Origin of the sequence: Pseudomonas avellanae BPIC 631, assembly GCF_000444135.1 — a bacterium.
GTDB classification, from domain to species: domain Bacteria; phylum Pseudomonadota; class Gammaproteobacteria; order Pseudomonadales; family Pseudomonadaceae; genus Aquipseudomonas; species Aquipseudomonas avellanae.
Map to the genome: position 1 here is coordinate 22092 of NZ_ATDK01000053.1, position 16690 is coordinate 38781.

General features: G+C 61.2%; 17 protein-coding genes. 15 read left to right on the plus strand and 2 right to left on the minus strand.

Going from position 1 to position 16690, the window contains the following annotated elements; genetic code table 11:
* Positions 1–49: 49 nt before the first annotated feature.
* From DW49_RS0103720 to DW49_RS0103755, 8 genes are all read left to right on the plus strand, one after another.
* A complete protein-coding gene (locus tag DW49_RS0103720) occupies positions 50–736 on the plus strand; it encodes a YggS family pyridoxal phosphate-dependent enzyme (RefSeq protein ID WP_005621062.1) in 687 nt (228 codons plus the stop codon).
* A 52-nt stretch (positions 737–788) separates the two neighbouring features.
* Positions 789–1607: a pyrroline-5-carboxylate reductase gene (proC, locus tag DW49_RS0103725; RefSeq protein ID WP_005621064.1), complete on the plus strand. Its 819-nt coding sequence runs from the start codon at positions 789–791 to the stop codon at positions 1605–1607.
* A gap of 25 nt (positions 1608–1632) precedes the next feature.
* On the plus strand, positions 1633–2223 hold the full coding sequence (locus DW49_RS0103730; RefSeq protein ID WP_003377215.1) for a YggT family protein: 591 nt from the start codon (positions 1633–1635) through the stop codon (positions 2221–2223).
* Between the two features lie 289 nt (positions 2224–2512).
* Positions 2513–3652 carry a homoserine O-succinyltransferase MetX gene (gene metX, locus DW49_RS0103735; protein ID WP_005621066.1) on the plus strand — a complete coding sequence of 380 codons (1140 nt, stop codon included), beginning with the start codon at positions 2513–2515 and terminating at the stop codon, positions 3650–3652.
* Between the two features lie 7 nt (positions 3653–3659).
* Positions 3660–4280 (plus strand): methionine biosynthesis protein MetW, encoded by a 621-nt coding sequence (metW, locus tag DW49_RS0103740; RefSeq protein ID WP_003377217.1) that lies wholly within the window; start codon positions 3660–3662, stop codon positions 4278–4280.
* Between the two features lie 30 nt (positions 4281–4310).
* Positions 4311–4907: an RdgB/HAM1 family non-canonical purine NTP pyrophosphatase gene (rdgB, locus tag DW49_RS0103745; RefSeq protein ID WP_017683395.1), complete on the plus strand. Its 597-nt coding sequence runs from the start codon at positions 4311–4313 to the stop codon at positions 4905–4907.
* Positions 4904–6118 carry a radical SAM family heme chaperone HemW gene (gene hemW, locus DW49_RS0103750; protein ID WP_005621071.1) on the plus strand — a complete coding sequence of 405 codons (1215 nt, stop codon included), beginning with the start codon at positions 4904–4906 and terminating at the stop codon, positions 6116–6118. The genes rdgB and hemW overlap by 4 nt, the downstream gene beginning before the upstream one ends.
* Positions 6119–6127: 9 nt before the next feature.
* A complete protein-coding gene (locus tag DW49_RS0103755) occupies positions 6128–6451 on the plus strand; it encodes a DUF3392 domain-containing protein (protein ID WP_002551720.1) in 324 nt (107 codons plus the stop codon).
* Between the two features lie 31 nt (positions 6452–6482).
* Here the strand turns inward: DW49_RS0103755 and DW49_RS0103760 are convergent, their stop codons facing one another.
* Positions 6483–6842, minus strand: a complete 360-nt coding sequence (locus tag DW49_RS0103760; RefSeq protein ID WP_005621074.1) for a hypothetical protein — start codon at positions 6840–6842, stop codon at positions 6483–6485.
* Positions 6843–7031: 189 nt separating this feature from the next.
* The gene (gene ilvD / locus DW49_RS0103765) at positions 7032–8879 is read right to left on the minus strand and encodes a dihydroxy-acid dehydratase (protein ID WP_003383163.1); all 1848 of its coding nucleotides are present in this window, start codon (positions 8877–8879) and stop codon (positions 7032–7034) included.
* A 339-nt stretch (positions 8880–9218) separates the two neighbouring features.
* Here ilvD and alaC point away from each other — a divergent pair, with 339 nt between their 5' ends.
* The 7 genes from alaC to otnI all read left to right on the plus strand — a co-directional run bounded on the left by alaC (position 9219) and on the right by otnI (position 16540).
* Positions 9219–10427 (plus strand): alanine transaminase, encoded by a 1209-nt coding sequence (gene alaC / locus DW49_RS0103770; protein ID WP_005621076.1) that lies wholly within the window; start codon positions 9219–9221, stop codon positions 10425–10427.
* 171 nt (positions 10428–10598) lie between these two features.
* Complete coding sequence (locus DW49_RS0103775) at positions 10599–11054, plus strand: YkgJ family cysteine cluster protein (RefSeq protein ID WP_003383161.1); 456 nt, start codon at positions 10599–10601, stop codon at positions 11052–11054.
* A gap of 214 nt (positions 11055–11268) precedes the next feature.
* Positions 11269–12201 carry an L-threonate dehydrogenase gene (gene ltnD, locus DW49_RS0103780; protein WP_267887731.1) on the plus strand — a complete coding sequence of 311 codons (933 nt, stop codon included), beginning with the start codon at positions 11269–11271 and terminating at the stop codon, positions 12199–12201.
* A gap of 10 nt (positions 12202–12211) precedes the next feature.
* A complete protein-coding gene (otnK, locus tag DW49_RS0103785) occupies positions 12212–13501 on the plus strand; it encodes a 3-oxo-tetronate kinase (RefSeq protein ID WP_005621087.1) in 1290 nt (429 codons plus the stop codon).
* Positions 13501–14139 (plus strand): 3-oxo-tetronate 4-phosphate decarboxylase, encoded by a 639-nt coding sequence (gene otnC, locus DW49_RS0103790; RefSeq protein WP_003383155.1) that lies wholly within the window; start codon positions 13501–13503, stop codon positions 14137–14139. Before otnK ends, otnC begins: the two co-directional genes overlap by 1 nt.
* 135 nt (positions 14140–14274) lie before the next feature.
* Positions 14275–15732: a GntT/GntP/DsdX family permease gene (locus DW49_RS0103795; protein ID WP_024420715.1), complete on the plus strand. Its 1458-nt coding sequence runs from the start codon at positions 14275–14277 to the stop codon at positions 15730–15732.
* A 22-nt stretch (positions 15733–15754) separates the two neighbouring features.
* Entirely contained in the window at positions 15755–16540 is a 786-nt protein-coding gene (otnI, locus tag DW49_RS0103800; protein ID WP_005621096.1) for a 2-oxo-tetronate isomerase, read from the plus strand.
* Positions 16541–16690: the final 150 nt, after the last annotated feature.

A 16690-nucleotide genomic window follows, 5' to 3' on the forward strand; every position in this document is an offset into this window, starting at 1 on the left:
CCTCAATCACATAGAATGCCGCAGACCTTAGCCTTGCTGGCGTAAATCAATGTCCACGATAGCAGCGAACATTTCAACGCTCGAACAGCGAATTCGCGACGCAGCCCTCGCGGCCAAGCGTGATCCGGTGTCCGTAGGCCTGCTGGCGGTGAGTAAAACCAAGCCTGCCGGCGACCTGCGTGAAGCTTACACCGCAGGCCTGCGTGACTTTGGCGAAAATTATTTACAGGAAGCACTGGGCAAACAGCTCGAACTGGCCGACCTGCCCTTGTGCTGGCACTTCATCGGCCCCATTCAGTCGAACAAGACGCGCGCTATCGCCGAGAACTTCGCCTGGGTACATTCCGTGGATCGCCTGAAAATTGCTCAACGCCTGTCCGAGCAGCGCCCCGAAAGCCTGGAGCCGCTGAACATCTGCATTCAGGTGAACGTCAGCGGCGAGGCCAGCAAGTCCGGCTGTGCGCCTCAAGACCTGCCAGCACTGGCCGCCGCCATCAGCGCCTTGCCGCGATTGAAGCTGCGCGGCCTGATGGCCATTCCCGAGCCTACAGACGACCCAGCGGCTCAGGCGGCATCGTTCGCTGCCGTGCGTACCTTGCAGGCGCAGTTGAACCTGCCACTCGATACACTTTCCATGGGCATGAGCCACGACCTGGAAGCCGCCATTGCACAAGGCGCAACCTGGGTGCGGATCGGCACGGCCCTTTTTGGCGCCCGCGACTATGGGCAGCCATGACTTTGCACACACTGAATTTGCCTACTCTGAATCTGCCCACAAGGCCCCCCTCATGAGCAAGACTCGTATCGCCTTCGTCGGCGCCGGAAACATGGCTGCCAGCCTGATCGGCGGCCTGCGCGCACAGGGCGTGGAAGCATCGCTGATCTGCGCCAGTGCGCCGGGTGCCGAAACCCGTGAGCGCATTTCCACTGAACACGGCATCGAGGTGTTCGCCGACAACGCCGAGGCCGTCAAAGGGGCCGACGTCGTGGTACTGGCCGTCAAACCGCAGATGATGAAAAGCGTCTGCCAGGCACTCAAGGCCAGCCTTGACGCTCATCAACTGATTGTCTCGGTAGCGGCGGGTATCACCTGTGCCAGCCTGAACCAGTGGCTGGGCGACCAGCCTGTGGTGCGCTGCATGCCCAACACCCCTTCGCTGTTGCGTCAGGGTGCCAGCGGTCTGTATGCGACCGAAAAGGTTTCGCCAACACAACGCGAGCAGGCCGAGCAATTGCTGTCGGCCGTTGGCGTGGCAGTCTGGGTCGAGCAGGAAAAACACATGGATGCCGTGACAGCAGTGTCCGGCAGCGGCCCTGCCTACTTCTTTCTGATGATGGAAGCGATGACCGCGGCAGGCGTAAAGCTGGGCCTGCCGGAAAACATCGCCAAAAAACTCACCCTGCAAACCGCGCTGGGCTCGGCCTTGATGGCCTCCGGCAGTGAGTTGGGTGCAGGAGAATTGCGTCGCCGTGTGACCTCGCCGGGCGGGACCACCGAAGCTGCGATCAAGGCCTTTCAGGCCGGCGGCTTCGAGGCGCTGGTAGAAACAGCACTGACCGCCGCAGACCACCGTGCAGCCGAGCTGGCTGAGCAACTGGGCAAATAATTTTCAGGCTTTCTGGAGCAGATTGATGATCGGATTGAACACCGCTGCAATTTACGTCCTGCAAACGCTCGGCAGTCTGTACCTGCTGATCATCCTGTTGCGCTTCGTGCTGCAACTGGTGCGGGCCAACTTCTATAACCCGCTGTGCCAGTTCATCGTGCGCGCCACCCAGCCGCTGCTCAAGCCTCTGCGACGCATCATTCCGAGCCTGTTCGGCCTGGACATGTCGTCACTGGTGCTGGCGATCATCGTGCAGATGATCCTGATGGCGCTGACCCTGCTGCTGATGTTCGGCACCACCGGCGACCCGCTGCACCTGCTGCTCTGGTCGATCATTGGCGTGACGGCGCTGTTCCTGAAAATATTCTTCTTTGCCCTGATCATCAGCGTGATCCTGTCGTGGGTCGCACCGGGCAGCCACAACCCCGGCGCAGAGCTGGTCAACCAGATCTGCGAGCCCGCCCTGGCACCGTTCCGCAAGATCGTCCCGAACCTGGGCGGCCTGGATATCTCGCCGATCCTGGCATTCCTGGTGCTCAAACTGCTCGACATGCTGGTCATCAACAACCTCGCCGCCATGAGCAACATGCCGGACGTGTTGCGGTTGTTGATGTAAGCGAAGTTCTGTAACTATCGCGCCGACGCTGGAGCGTGCGGAACGATAATCTCAATTATCGTGCGACGCTCCGCGTCGCATGCCGTTCTGGACGCTCTGCGTCCTATCCTGAATGCGCGGCGCGGCGCAGATCTGTGACGCAGAGCGTCACGCAATGCATTCCCACGCTGGAGCATAGGAACGATAATCTCAACTATCGTGCCGTCAATTTGCGCCTCACAACATCCCTTATTGCCGCTGCCCCCCGCGGTCTTTAGACTTACGCCTCATTCAAGCGAGAGCAGGGTCGATGCCCACGGTATTCCCCCACGATTCTGTCGGACTGGTCACACCGCAAACGGCGCATTTCAGCGAGCCTCTGGCGCTGGCCTGCGGTCGTTCGTTGCCAGCCTATGACCTGATTTACGAAACCTACGGTCAGCTCAACGCTGCACGCAGCAATGCCGTGCTGATCTGCCACGCGCTGTCCGGGCATCATCATGCCGCAGGCTTTCACAGCGCCGACGACCGTAAACCCGGCTGGTGGGACAGTTGCATTGGTCCCGGCAAGCCTATCGACACAGACAAATTCTTCGTCGTCAGCCTCAACAATCTGGGCGGCTGCAACGGTTCCACTGGCCCAAGCAGTATCGACCCGGACACCGGCAAGCCGTTCGGGGCCAATTTCCCGGTCGTGACCGTGGAAGACTGGGTCAACAGCCAGGCCCGGCTGGCTGATGTGCTTAACATCGACACATGGGCGGCGGTGATTGGCGGCAGTCTGGGCGGCATGCAGGCGCTGCAATGGACCATCAGTTACCCGGATCGCGTGCGCCATTGCCTGGCAATCGCCTCGGCCCCCAAGCTGTCGGCGCAGAACATCGCCTTCAACGAAGTGGCGCGCCAGGCGATTCTCACCGACCCGGAGTTCCACGGCGGTTCGTTCCAGGAGCGCGGCGTGATCCCCAAGCGCGGCCTGATGCTGGCGCGGATGGTCGGGCACATCACCTACCTGTCGGACGACTCGATGGGCGAAAAATTCGGCCGTGGCCTGAAGAGCGAGAAGCTCAATTACGATTTCCACAGCGTCGAGTTTCAGGTCGAAAGCTACCTGCGTTATCAAGGTGAAGAGTTTTCCGGGCGTTTCGACGCCAATACCTACCTGTTGATGACCAAAGCGCTGGATTACTTCGACCCTGCCGCCAACTTCAACGACGACCTGGCCAAGACGTTCGCCAACGCCACCGCCAGATTCTGCGTGATGTCGTTCACTACCGACTGGCGTTTCTCGCCGGCCCGTTCGCGGGAGCTGGTGGACGCGCTGATGGCCGCACGCAAGGACGTCTGCTACCTGGAAATCGACGCGCCCCAAGGGCACGACGCCTTCCTGATCCCGATTCCGCGCTACTTGCAGGCTTTCGGTAATTACATGAACCGAATTTCGTTGTGAGGACGTCATGAGAGCCGATCTGGAAATCATCCAGGAATGGATCCCCGCAGGCAGCCGCGTGCTCGACCTGGGTTGCGGCGACGGCGAATTGCTGACCTGGCTGCGTGACCACAAGCAAGTCACCGGCTACGGGCTGGAAAACGACGCGGCCAACATTGCCGAGTGCGTGGCCAAGGGCATCAACGTTATCGAGCAGGACCTCGACAAGGGGCTGGGCAACTTTGCCAGCAACAGCTTTGACGTGGTGGTCATGACCCAGGCCCTGCAAGCGGTGCATTACCCGGACCGAATCCTCGACGAGATGCTGCGCGTCGGGCGCCAGTGCATCATCACCTTCCCGAACTTCGGCCATTGGCGCTGCCGCTGGTATCTGGCGAGCAAAGGCCGCATGCCGGTGTCGGATTTCCTGCCGTACACCTGGTACAACACGCCGAACATCCACTTCTGTACCTTCGGCGACTTCGAAGAACTGTGCCGCGAGCGCGACGCACAGGTGCTCGACAGGCTGGCGGTCGATCAGCAACACCGTCACGGCTGGGCCAGCAAACTGTGGCCCAATCTGCTCGGCGAAATCGGCATCTACCGGGTCACCAGCCCAGGCCTGACGGACCACCAGATTGCCATTTAACCGATCGTTTTCACGCACCACGACAGGCCAATGATGAACCTCACCCAACTCGTACTGGCCAGCCACAACGGCGGCAAACTCAAAGAACTTCAGGCCATGCTCGGCGGCAGCGTGACGCTGCGCTCGGTCAGCGAGTTCAGCCTGGTGGAGCCGGAAGAGACCGGCCTGTCGTTCGTTGAAAACGCGATCCTCAAGGCGCGCAATGCCTCACGCCTGTCCGGCCTGCCCGCACTGGCCGATGACTCGGGGCTGGCGGTGGACTTTCTCGGCGGCGCGCCGGGCATCTATTCCGCACGCTACGCCGACGGCAAAGGTGACGCGGCCAACAACGCCAAATTGCTGGAAGCGCTCAAAGACGTGCCGGACGAGCAGCGTGGCGCGCAGTTCGTTTGTGTATTGGCGCTGGTGCGTCACGCCGACGACCCGCTGCCGATCCTCTGCGAAGGCCTGTGGCATGGGCGCATCCTGCACGCTGCCAGCGGCGAGCACGGTTTTGGCTACGACCCGCTGTTCTGGGTGCCGGAGCGCAACTGCTCCAGCGCCGAACTCGGCCCGAGCGAGAAAAACCAGCTCAGCCATCGCGCCCGCGCCATGGTCCTGTTGCGCCAACGCCTGGGTCTGCAATGACCCACGATTCGCCTGCGCAGCCGCTGTTTCTCGGCGAGAGCGGTTTCTCGTCAGAGATGCCACGCCCTGCACTGCCGCACCTGCCCCCGCTGTCGCTGTATATACACATTCCGTGGTGCGTGCGCAAATGCCCGTACTGCGACTTCAATTCGCACACCGCAAGCCCCGTGCTGCCGGAACAGGAATACGTCGACGCGCTGCTCGCCGATCTGGACCTCGACCTGCCGCACGTCTACGGCCGTGAACTGCAATCGATCTTCTTCGGTGGCGGCACGCCAAGCCTGTTCAGCGCCGATGCGCTGGGCCGTTTGCTGCGAGGCGTCGAACAACGTATCCGCTTTGCCAGCGACATCGAGATCACCCTGGAAGCCAACCCCGGCACCTTTGAACAGGCAAAATTCAGCGCCTATCGCGGTCTGGGAATCAATCGGCTGTCCATCGGCATTCAGAGCTTTCAGGAATCCAAACTCAAGGCGCTGGGCCGTATCCACAACGGCGACGAAGCGATTCGCGCCGCCGACATGGCGCGTCAGGCCGGTTTCGACAACTTCAACCTGGACCTGATGCACGGCCTGCCGGACCAGTCCCAGGACGAGGCGCTGGACGATCTGCGCCAGGCCATCGCCCTCGCGCCGACGCACCTGTCCTGGTATCAACTGACCCTGGAACCCAACACCGTCTTCTGGAATCAGCCGCCGGTTTTGCCGGAAGACGACATTCTTTGGGACATCCAGGAAACCGGACAGCAGTTGCTGGCCACTCAGGGGTACGCGCAGTACGAAGTGTCGGCCTATGCGCAACCCGGGAAACCGGCGCGGCATAACCTCAACTATTGGGCGTTCGGGGATTTTATCGGGATCGGCGCAGGTGCACATGGCAAGTTGAGCCATCCGGACGGGCGCATTATTCGTACCTGGAAGACCCGGTTACCCAAGGATTACCTGAACCCCGACAAGCCTTTTCAGGCCGGGGCAAAGCTGTTGTCGCTGGATGAATTGCCGTTTGAATTCCTGATGAACGCATTGCGACTGACAAATGGTGTGGACGCTGCGTTATTTCGGGAAAGAACGGGTCTAAGCCTCGATTCGCTCGCCGAGGCACGCAGGCAAGCCGAACAAAAAGGCCTGCTGCATGAAGATCCGGCACGCCTGATCGCGACCCCGCAAGGCCAACTGTTCCTCAATGACTTGCTGCAATATTTTCTGATCTAAGGACCCTGCATGGATTTCGTACTCGACCTGCTCGCCACCGTTTCGCGCTGGAGTCGCAGCAATCTTTCGGAAATCGCCCTCGCACTGGTGGGCTGCCTGCTGGTGCTGTTCGGCTCGGACATCAAAGGCTGGCTGGAGCAACGCATCAGCGGCATCACCGGCGCCCTGCGCATCCCGCTCATCGCCCTGCTCTGCGCCGTCGGCAGCGGCGCAGCACTGATCTACGCCACACCGTGGGTGGTGCGCGGCCTCAGCCAGTTCAACAACTACAGCCTGGCACCGGTGCTGTTGGTAGTACTGGTGTTGATCGGGGTGATTGCGGACAGGAAGTAAGCCTATCGACTTGGCTCAACTCTCTGCCCCTCTACTGGACGATGAGGCAGCTGGCATAGGTGCATGCGCCCTTTTTTCCTGAAAGCGTCACATATTTGATCGCAGGCTCGCCGCTGGCAGGCGTGATACTCAGCGGGTAAGTGGCGGTGCTGCTGACGACGTATGTGCCTTTGCTTGCCACTTCCTGCTTCAAGCCCTTCTGTATGACATAGATGGCGAACGCACTGTTATTGCGAACCTGCACCGCCGTATCCGCTTCCTGAGGCGGCGGCACCTGAACGGCATCAACGGGTGGCACAGCTTCATTCTGGGTAGCGTCTGTCGAATCAAGTGCATATGCGCCGAGACAAACGCTCATGAACAATGTCGGTGCCAATAGCCATGCTTTCATCACGTTCTCCATAACAGTCGATAGCGGTTAACCGCAGCAGATCGCTCGCGGCGATTGGCCCAATATATAGCGCCCACGCGCGCTCGACATCTGTCAGAAATACCAGTAAGAAAGCCCGCCGGTAGTTATTTCCAGATAAAAAAACACCCCGACTGGCGGGGTGTTCTGATGCTGACTCAAACATGCGCGTTACGGCACCAGTTTGTCCAGCAACGCCTTGTCACGCACAGCGCCCTTGTCGGCGCTGGTCGCCAGCAGGGCGTAGGCCTTGAGGGCGGTGGTCACTTTACGTGGACGCGACTCGACCGGTTTCCAGCCTTTCTTGTCCTGTTCGGCGCGGCGCTCGGCCATCTCGGCGTCGTCGATCATCAGGTTGATCGAGCGGTTCGGGATGTCGATCAGCACTTTGTCGCCATCGCGCACCAGACCAATCGCACCGCCCGCCGCGGCTTCTGGCGAGGCGTGACCGATGGACAGGCCAGAGGTACCGCCCGAGAAACGACCGTCGGTGAGCAGCGCACAGTCTTTACCCAGCCCTTTGGACTTCAGGTACGAGGTCGGGTAGAGCATTTCCTGCATGCCCGGACCGCCTTTCGGGCCTTCGTAACGAATGATGACGATGTCGCCCGCCTTCACTTCGTCAGCGAGAATCCCGCGCACGGCGCTGTCCTGGCTTTCGAAGATCTTGGCGTTGCCTTCAAAGACGTGGATCGACTCATCGACACCGGCGGTTTTCACCACGCAGCCATCCAGCGCGATGTTGCCGTACAGCACGGCCAGGCCACCTTCCTGCGAATATGCATGCTCGACGCTACGGATGCAGCCGTTTTCACGGTCGTCATCCAGGCTGTCCCAACGGGTCGACTGGCTGAACGCGGTCTGCGTCGGGATGCCGGCCGGGCCTGCCTTGAAGAAGGTGTGCACTGCTTCGTCGTCAGTCTGGGTGATGTCCCATTTGGCGATGCCTTCGGCCAAGGTCTTGCTGTGCACGGTCGGCAGGTCGGTGTGCAGCAAGCCGCCGCGCGCCAGCTCGCCGAGGATGCTGAAGATCCCGCCCGCGCGGTGCACGTCTTCCATGTGGTACTTCTGGATGTTCGGCGCAACCTTGCACAGCTGTGGAACCTTGCGTGACAGACGGTCGATGTGGTGCAGGTCGAAGTCGATCTCGGCTTCCTGAGCAGCAGCCAGCAAGTGCAGGATGGTGTTGGTCGAACCGCCCATGGCGATGTCCAGCGTCATGGCGTTTTCGAACGCCTTGAAGTTGGCGATGTTGCGCGGCAACACCGAATCGTCGTTTTCCTTGTAGTACTGTCGGCACAGGTCAACGATGGTGCGGCCAGCCTGCAGGAACAGTTGCTCGCGGTCGCTGTGGGTCGCCAGTGCCGAACCGTTGCCCGGCAAGGCCAGGCCCAGCGCTTCGGTCAGGCAGTTCATCGAGTTGGCGGTGAACATGCCCGAGCACGAACCGCATGTCGGGCAGGCGCTGCGCTCGTATTCGGCGACTTTTTCGTCGCTGGCGGTGGAGTCGGCAGCGATGACCATTGCATCGACCAGGTCCAGGCCGTGGCTGGCCAGTTTGGTCTTGCCCGCTTCCATCGGCCCGCCAGACACGAAGACCACCGGAATATTGAGGCGCAGTGCCGCCATCAGCATGCCAGGGGTGATTTTGTCGCAGTTGGAAATGCACACGATGGCGTCGGCGCAGTGCGCGTTGACCATGTATTCGACCGAGTCGGCAATGATCTCGCGGCTTGGCAGCGAATACAGCATGCCGTCGTGGCCCATCGCAATGCCGTCATCCACCGCAATGGTGTTGAATTCCTTGGCCACGCCACCGGCGCGTTCGACTTCACGGGCGACCAGTTGGCCCATGTCCTTGAGGTGGACGTGGCCCGGTACGAACTGGGTGAAGGAGTTGGCAATGGCGATAATCGGTTTCTTGAAATCTTCGTCCTTCATGCCCGTTGCGCGCCACAGGGCACGGGCGCCGGCCATGTTGCGGCCGTGGGTGGACGTTTTCGAGCGGTAATCAGGCATTGGAGCACTCCGGCAAAACTAGGGCTGATCAGGGTAGGGAGTGAGCTTCTATTGACGTCGCGGGCGAGCGGCAGTGACCACAGGCAGCGAAGAAACCGAACACCACGGGATCACCGTGTACTCGGCCTGAGCTCATAAACCCGCCGGGGGATGAATGGCGATGAATAGCGCGATTCTACACCGCCGCTACCGTTTGGTGGGGGCCGAATGTCGCGGGCGGTGTGTGGCTGAAAATCCCTGTGGACAAAACGCCATCGGCGCCTTTATCTTGCGCAGCAGGCCGCCTCATGTGGCCACGTCGCTCGGACGGTTCCGGGCGCTTACGTTTGCGAGATACCCATGGCTGACCAAGGTTCGCCGCGCCGCTTTGCGCGCATAGATCGACTCCCCCCTTACGTGTTCAACATCACCGCCGAACTGAAAATGGCTGCGCGTCGTCGTGGTGAAGACATTATCGACTTGAGCATGGGCAACCCCGACGGGGCCACGCCGCCGCACATCGTCGAAAAACTGGTCACTGTCGCCCAGCGCGAAGACACCCACGGTTACTCCACCTCACGCGGCATTCCGCGTCTGCGCCAGGCCATTTCCAACTGGTACAAGAAACGCTACGAGGTCGATATCGACCCTGAAAGCGAAGCCATCGTGACCATCGGTTCCAAGGAAGGCCTGGCGCACTTGATGCTCGCCACGCTGGATCAGGGCGATACCGTGCTGGTGCCTAACCCCAGTTACCCGATCCACATCTACGGTGCCGTGATTGCCGGCGCCCAGGTGCGGTCGGTGCCACTGGTGCCGGGCGTGGACTTCTTCGCCGAGCTGGAAAAGGCCATCCGCGGCTCGATTCCCAAGCCGAAAATGATGATTCTGGGTTTTCCGTCGAACCCGACCGCGCAATGCGTGGAGCTGGATTTCTTTGAGCGCGTGGTGGCGTTGGCCAAACAGTACGACGTGCTGGTGATTCACGACCTGGCCTACGCCGACATCGTCTACGACGGCTGGAAAGCCCCGTCGATCATGCAGGTGCCGGGCGCTAAGGACATTGCCGTCGAGTTTTTCACCCTGTCCAAGAGCTACAACATGGCGGGCTGGCGGATCGGCTTCATGGTTGGTAACCCCGAGCTGGTGAACGCACTGGCGCGGATCAAGAGTTACCACGATTACGGCACCTTCACGCCGTTGCAGGTCGCCGCCATTGCCGCGCTGGAAGGCGATCAGCAATGCGTGCTCGACATCGCCGAGCAGTATCGCCAGCGCCGCAACGTACTGGTCAAGGGCCTGCACGAACTGGGCTGGATGGTCGAAAACCCCAAGGCGTCGATGTACGTCTGGGCAAAGATTCCCGAAGCCTACGCGCACCTGGGCTCGCTGGAGTTCGCCAAGAAGCTGCTGGCCGAAGCCAAGGTTTGTGTGTCGCCGGGCATCGGTTTTGGTGAATACGGCGACGATCACGTGCGTTTTGCACTGATCGAGAATCAGGACCGCATCCGCCAGGCCGTGCGCGGGATCCGCAGCATGTTCCGGGCCGACGATAAGCTCAAGTCCTGAGTAAGTCGTCTGCATGACCACGCCTGCTGACTGAGTACTTTCGGCAGGCGTGGCGCTTGCAACCGGTGATACGGGCAATACCGACAGTCGCCTCGACAATTTTTACTTACTGCAAATGGCCGCAGACCGGTATGATCGCGCGCCCCGATACACCCGGAATTCTGAAATAAAATGAAACCCACCTTGATCGCCGCCGCAGAACTCGATCGCATCGACACCTGGGCCAAGTACTCCAGCCATATGTGCGGGGGCTGTATCTCCAGCTGCTGCACGTTGCCGGTAGAAGTGAAGATCAAGGACCTGATCCGCATCGGCATCGTCGATGAGTTCGAACGTGGCGATCCGGCGAAGAACATCGCCAAGCGTCTGCAGAAGGAAGGCATCGTCGAGCGTTACAACCAGAAGTCGGAAATCTTCACGTTGCAGCGCATGAGCAATAACGACTGCCTGTACCTGGACCGCAAAAGCCGGCTGTGCACCATCTATGAAAAGCGCCCGGACACCTGCCGCAACCATCCGAAAATCGGACCGCGCCCAGGCTTTTGTGCGTACAAGCCCAAAGAGGTTGTACGTCAGGAAAGCGGCTCGCTGCGCAACGCCACCAGCGCGCCCGTGCCGAAGTTCTGATCGTGTAGCGAGCGATACTCTGCGTCGCTGACCCAGCGGTTCCAATCAAGCCCCTACCAGGGGCTTTTTTGTGGGCGATGGAAAAGCCTGATGGAAAAACCCTATCGATGTTAATTTATGTGAAAAATAAAAATACTTCACATTATCCAGTCATTGATTCACTATCAGATTCACAGATAAGAACAATAAACGCTCGAATGCCCGCAACACAGGCATCGGCACTGACTTTGAGGATTACTGCATGAACAGCAAAAATGTCGGCGTTATCGGCCTGGGTGCGATGGGTCTGGGCATTGCCCGCTCGTTGCTGCGCAGCGGCTTCACTGTGCATGCCTGCGATGTGCGCACCAGCGTGACCGAAGCGTTCGCCCAGGAAGGCGGCGTTGCCTGCCAATCCCCAGCCAGCATGGCCGCTGCCTGCGACGTGATCATTACCGTTGTGGTCAATGCCGAGCAGACCGAAACTGTCCTGTTTGGCGAAAACGGCGCCATCGCGGCCCTGCGTCCGGGCAGCCTGGTGATCGGCTGCGCCACCGTCGCGCCGACTTTCGCTGTCGAACTGGGTGAACGCCTGGCCGCGCAGAACCTGCTGTACCTCGACGCCCCGATCTCCGGCGGCGCAGCCAAGGCCGCTTCCGGCCAGATGACCATGATGACCTCCGGCCCGAACGAGTCCTACGCCAAGGCCGAAGCCATCCTCAACGGCATGGCTGGCAAGGTCTACCGCTTGGGCGACGTTCACGGGCTGGGCTCGAAAGTCAAAATCATCAATCAGTTGCTGGCCGGCGTGCACATTGCGGCCAGTGCCGAAGCGATGGCGCTCGGCCTGCGTGAAGGCGTCGATGCGGACGCGCTGTACGAAGTGATCACCAACAGTGCCGGTAACTCGTGGATGTTCGAAAACCGCGTACCGCACATCCTCAACGCTGATTACACGCCGCTGTCGGCTGTGGATATCTTCGTCAAGGACCTGGGCCTGGTGCTGGATACCGCACGCAGCAGCAAATTCCCGCTGCCGCTGTCGGCCACTGCGCACCAGATGTTCATGCAGGCTTCCAGCGCCGGTTTCGGCCGCGAGGACGACTCGGCGGTGATCAAGATTTTCCCGGGCATCGAATTGCCGAAAGCCAAGCCAGAAAAAGCCTGAGGAGCGACTGATGAGCCTGAATAACGCTCGCCCGCTGCTGGGCTGCATTGCCGATGACTTCACCGGCGCGACCGACCTGGCCAACATGCTGGTGCGCGGTGGCATGCGCACCGTGCAGAGCATCGGCATCCCCAGCGCCGAAATGGCTGCCGGGCTGGACGCCGACGCGATTGTGATCGCCCTGAAATCGCGCACCACGCCAAGCGCCGACGCCGTGGCTGAATCCCTCGCTGCGCTGGAATGGCTGCGCGAGCGTGGTTGCGAGCAGATCTTCTTCAAGTATTGCTCGACCTTCGATTCGACTGCTGCCGGCAACATCGGCCAGGTCAGCGAAGCACTGCTGGAACAACTGGGCAGCGACTTCACCCTGGCCTGCCCGGCCTTCCCGGAAAACGGCCGCACGATTTTCCGTGGTCATTTGTTTGTACAGGACCAGTTGCTCAGCGAATCGGGCATGCAGAACCACCCGCTGACGCCAATGACCGACGCCAATCTGGTGCGCGTGCTGCAAGCGCAGACCACCGGCAATGTCGGCCTGTTGCGCTACGACACCGTTGCCAAAGGCGTGGACAGCGTGCGCAGCAAAATTGCCGAACTGCGCGCTGAAGGTGTGCGCATGGCAATTGCCGATGCGCTGTCGGACGCTGACCTGTACACACTGGGTGAAGCCTGCGCCGACCTGCCACTGCTGACCGGTGGTTCGGGGCTGGCGTTGGGCCTGCCGGGCAACTTCCGCAAGGCGGGCAAGCTGCGCGACATTGATGCGGCCAAACAGATTGCTATCAGCGGCGGCGAAGTGGTGCTGGCAGGCAGCGCTTCGGTTGCCACCAACGGCCAGGTCGCGGCCTGGCTGGAAGCCAATCGCCCTGCCCTGCGCATCAATCCGCTGGACCTCGCAGCAGGCAAGCCGGTGGTCGAGCAGGCGCTGGCGTTTGCCAGAGACGCCGGGCAAACCGTGTTGATCTACGCCACCAGTACGCCGGATGAAGTCAAAGCGGTGCAGAAAGAGCTGGGTGTTGAACGCTCTGGCGCGATGGTCGAAGCCGCGTTGGGCGAGATCGCCAAAGGGCTGCTGGACGCGGGTGTGCGCCGCTTTGTGGTCGCCGGTGGCGAAACCTCCGGTGCTGTCGTTCAGGCGCTGGGCGTGCAATTGCTGCAGATCGGCGCACAGATCGATCCGGGCGTTCCGGCCACCGTCAGCAGCGGCGCGCAACCGCTGGCACTGGCGCTCAAGTCTGGCAACTTCGGCGCACGCGACTTCTTCGCCAAGGCCCTCAAGCAATTGGCGGGGGCAGCCTGATGATTGATGAAAACGCCCTGCGTCAGGAAATCTGCGACGTCGGCCGGCTGTTGTATGGCCGCGGCTACACGGTCGGCAGCGCGGGCAACATCAGCGCGCGTCTTGATGACGGCTGGCTGATCACCCCGACCGACGCCTGCCTGGGGCGCATGGACCCGGCAGACATCGCCAAGGTCAATCTGGCCGGTGAATGGGTATCGGGCAGCAAGCCGTCCAAGACCCTGGCCCTGCACCGCGAAGTCTACGACCGCAACCCGGAAGTCGGCGGCGTGGTGCACACCCACTCGACGCATCTGGTGGCCCTGACCCTGGCCGGCGTGTGGCGTGAAGACGACATTCTGCCGCCGCTGACGCCCTATCAAGTCATGAAAGTCGGGCACATCCCGTTGATCCCTTACGAGCGCCCGGGCTCGCCGAAAGTCGCCGAGCGCGTGGCGGAGCTGGCCAACAGCGTACGCGGTGTGATGCTCGAGCGGCTCGGTCCGGTGGTCTGGGAAAGCTCAGTGGCCAAGGCTTGTTACGCCTTGGAAGAGCTGGAAGAAACCGCCCGTCTGTGGCTGATGAGCAACCCCAAACCTGCACCGCTGGCCCCGGCGGCGCTGGAAGAATTGCGTCAGGTGTTCGGCGCGAAGTGGTAACGGACACACATTGATCGAGAGGCGCACTGCGCCTCGCGGCCGAAAAACAATAACAACAGGAATCGAGAGCATGACTCACCCCTACCCCGCTGTTTCGTTGTCAGTCTTTACCGCCATTGACCGGAGTGCACGGGCATGACGCCGCTCATGTTGATGGTCGTGGCCGGTGCGGGCATCGCACTGCTGTTGTTCCTGGTGCTCAAGTACAAATTTCAGCCGTTCGTTGCGTTGATGCTGGTCAGCATCATCGTGGCGCTGGTCGCCGGGGTTAAGCCGGCCGATCTTGTTGCCACCATCGAAGGCGGCATGGGCAAGACCCTCGGCCACATCGCGATCATCATCGCCTTGGGCGCGATGATCGGGCGCATCATCGAGCTGTCGGGCGGGGCCGAAGCACTGGCCAAGACGCTGATCAACCGCTTCGGCAACAGACGCACGCCGCTGGCGTTGACCGTTGCAGGCTTCATGGTCGGCATTCCGGTGTTTTTCGAGGTCGGCGTGATCATCCTCATGCCATTGGCCTACGGCGTGGCCCGTGCCGCCCGCAAGCCGCTGCTGATTTTCGCGCTGCCGATGTGTGCTGCGCTGCTGGCGGTGCATGCGTTCCTGCCGCCGCACCCTGGCGCCGTTGCTGCGGCCAGCCAGTTGGGCGCGGACCTGGGTCGTGTGTTGATGCTGGGTATCCCGATTGTCGCAGTGCTGTGCATGATCGGCTACTTCGTGGCAGGCCGCATGACTCGCAAGACCTACCCGATGACCGATGATATTCGCGCCGAAGTCTACGGCCCGCATGTCACCAACCAAGACCTGGAAGCCTGGGCGCGCAACGACTACTCCGGCGTGCGTGAAGCCACCGAGACCAGAACCCTGGGCGCGGAAGAAACCGCCAGCAGTCTGGCAAGCAAACTGCCGCCAGCACCTGCACCGGGTTTCGGGCTGATCATTGCGCTGATTCTGCTGCCGATCGTGCTGATTCTGATGGGCACGCTGGCCACCACTCTACTGCCTGCAACATCGACGCTGCGTGCAGTGCTGACGGTTCTCGGTGCGCCACTGGTGGCGCTGTTGATCGACACATTACTGTGCGCCTGGCTGCTGGGTTCGCGTCGTGGCTGGAGCCGCACGCAGGTGTCCGACGTAATCGGCTCGGCGTTGCCGGGTGTGGCGATGGTTATCCTGATTGCCGGTGCCGGTGGCGTATTCGGTAAGGTGCTGGTCGATACCGGTATCGGTGCAGTGGTTTCCGAGGCGCTGCGCAATACCGGTTTGCCGGTGCTGGCGCTGGGCTTTCTGCTGACCCTGTTGCTGCGCGCGGTGCAGGGCTCGACCACCGTTGCGCTGGTGACCACTGCCGGCATTCTCAGCCCGCTGATCGCCACGCTGGACCTGAGCGCCAACCACTTGGCCCTGCTGTGCCTGGCGATGGGCGGTGGCGGTCTGGCCATGTCGCACATCAACGATGCCGGTTACTGGATGTTCACCAAACTGGCGGGCCTCAACGTCGCCGACGGCTTGCGCACCTGGACCGTACTGGTCACGCTGCTCGGCACACTGGGCTTTGTGATCACCCTGCTGCTTTGGCCATTCGTCTGACCCTTTGAAGACTGGAGTTAACATGCCTCGTTTTGCCGCCAACCTCAGCATGCTGTACCCGCAGCATGATTTTCTTGAGCGCTTTGCCGCAGCCGCCGCCGATGGTTTCGGCGCGGTCGAGTATCTGTTTCCTTATGCCTACACGCCGCAGGAACTCAAGCAGCGCCTGAGCGACAACGGTCTGGTACAAGCACTGTTCAACGCCCCGCCGGGCGACTGGGACGCCTGTGAACGAGGCATCGCCACACTTCCGGGCCGCGAAGCGGAGTTTCGCAACGGCATCGAACGTGCTCTGGAATATGCCCAGGTGCTGGGCAACGACCGCGTGCACGTGATGGCCGGTCTGCTGCCCAGCGAAGCTTTGCGTGAGCGCCATCAGGCGGTTTATCTGGAAAACCTGGCGTTTGCGGCCGAGCAAGCCAGGTCTGTTGGCGTCACCATCCTGATCGAGCCGATCAACACCCGCGACATGCCGGGCTTTTTCCTCAACCGTCAGGATCAGGCGCAGGACATCTGCAAGCAGGTGGGCGCTGACAATCTGAAGGTGCAATTTGACTGCTACCACTGCCAGATCGTCGAAGGCGACCTGACCAGCACACTGCGCCGCGACTTTGCGGGTATTGGCCACATTCAGATTGCAGGCGTTCCGGATCGCCACGAACCGAACCTGGGCGAACTGAACTACGAACACCTGTTCAACGTCATCGACGAGCTGGGCTACACCGGCTGGATCGGCTGCGAATACCGCCCCAAAGGCGACACCAGCGAAGGGTTGGCGTGGTTGCGGGCGTTGCAGGCGAAGGGCTGAACTGAGCGGCATGGACGACGCGGAGCGTTGTGAACGGCATTACCACGGAGCGTGAGGAATCTGAACCATCGTGCGACGCTCCGCGTCGGCATGCCGTTCTGGACGCTCTGCGTCCGATCCTGACTGTGTAGTGCGGCGCAGATTTGTGAC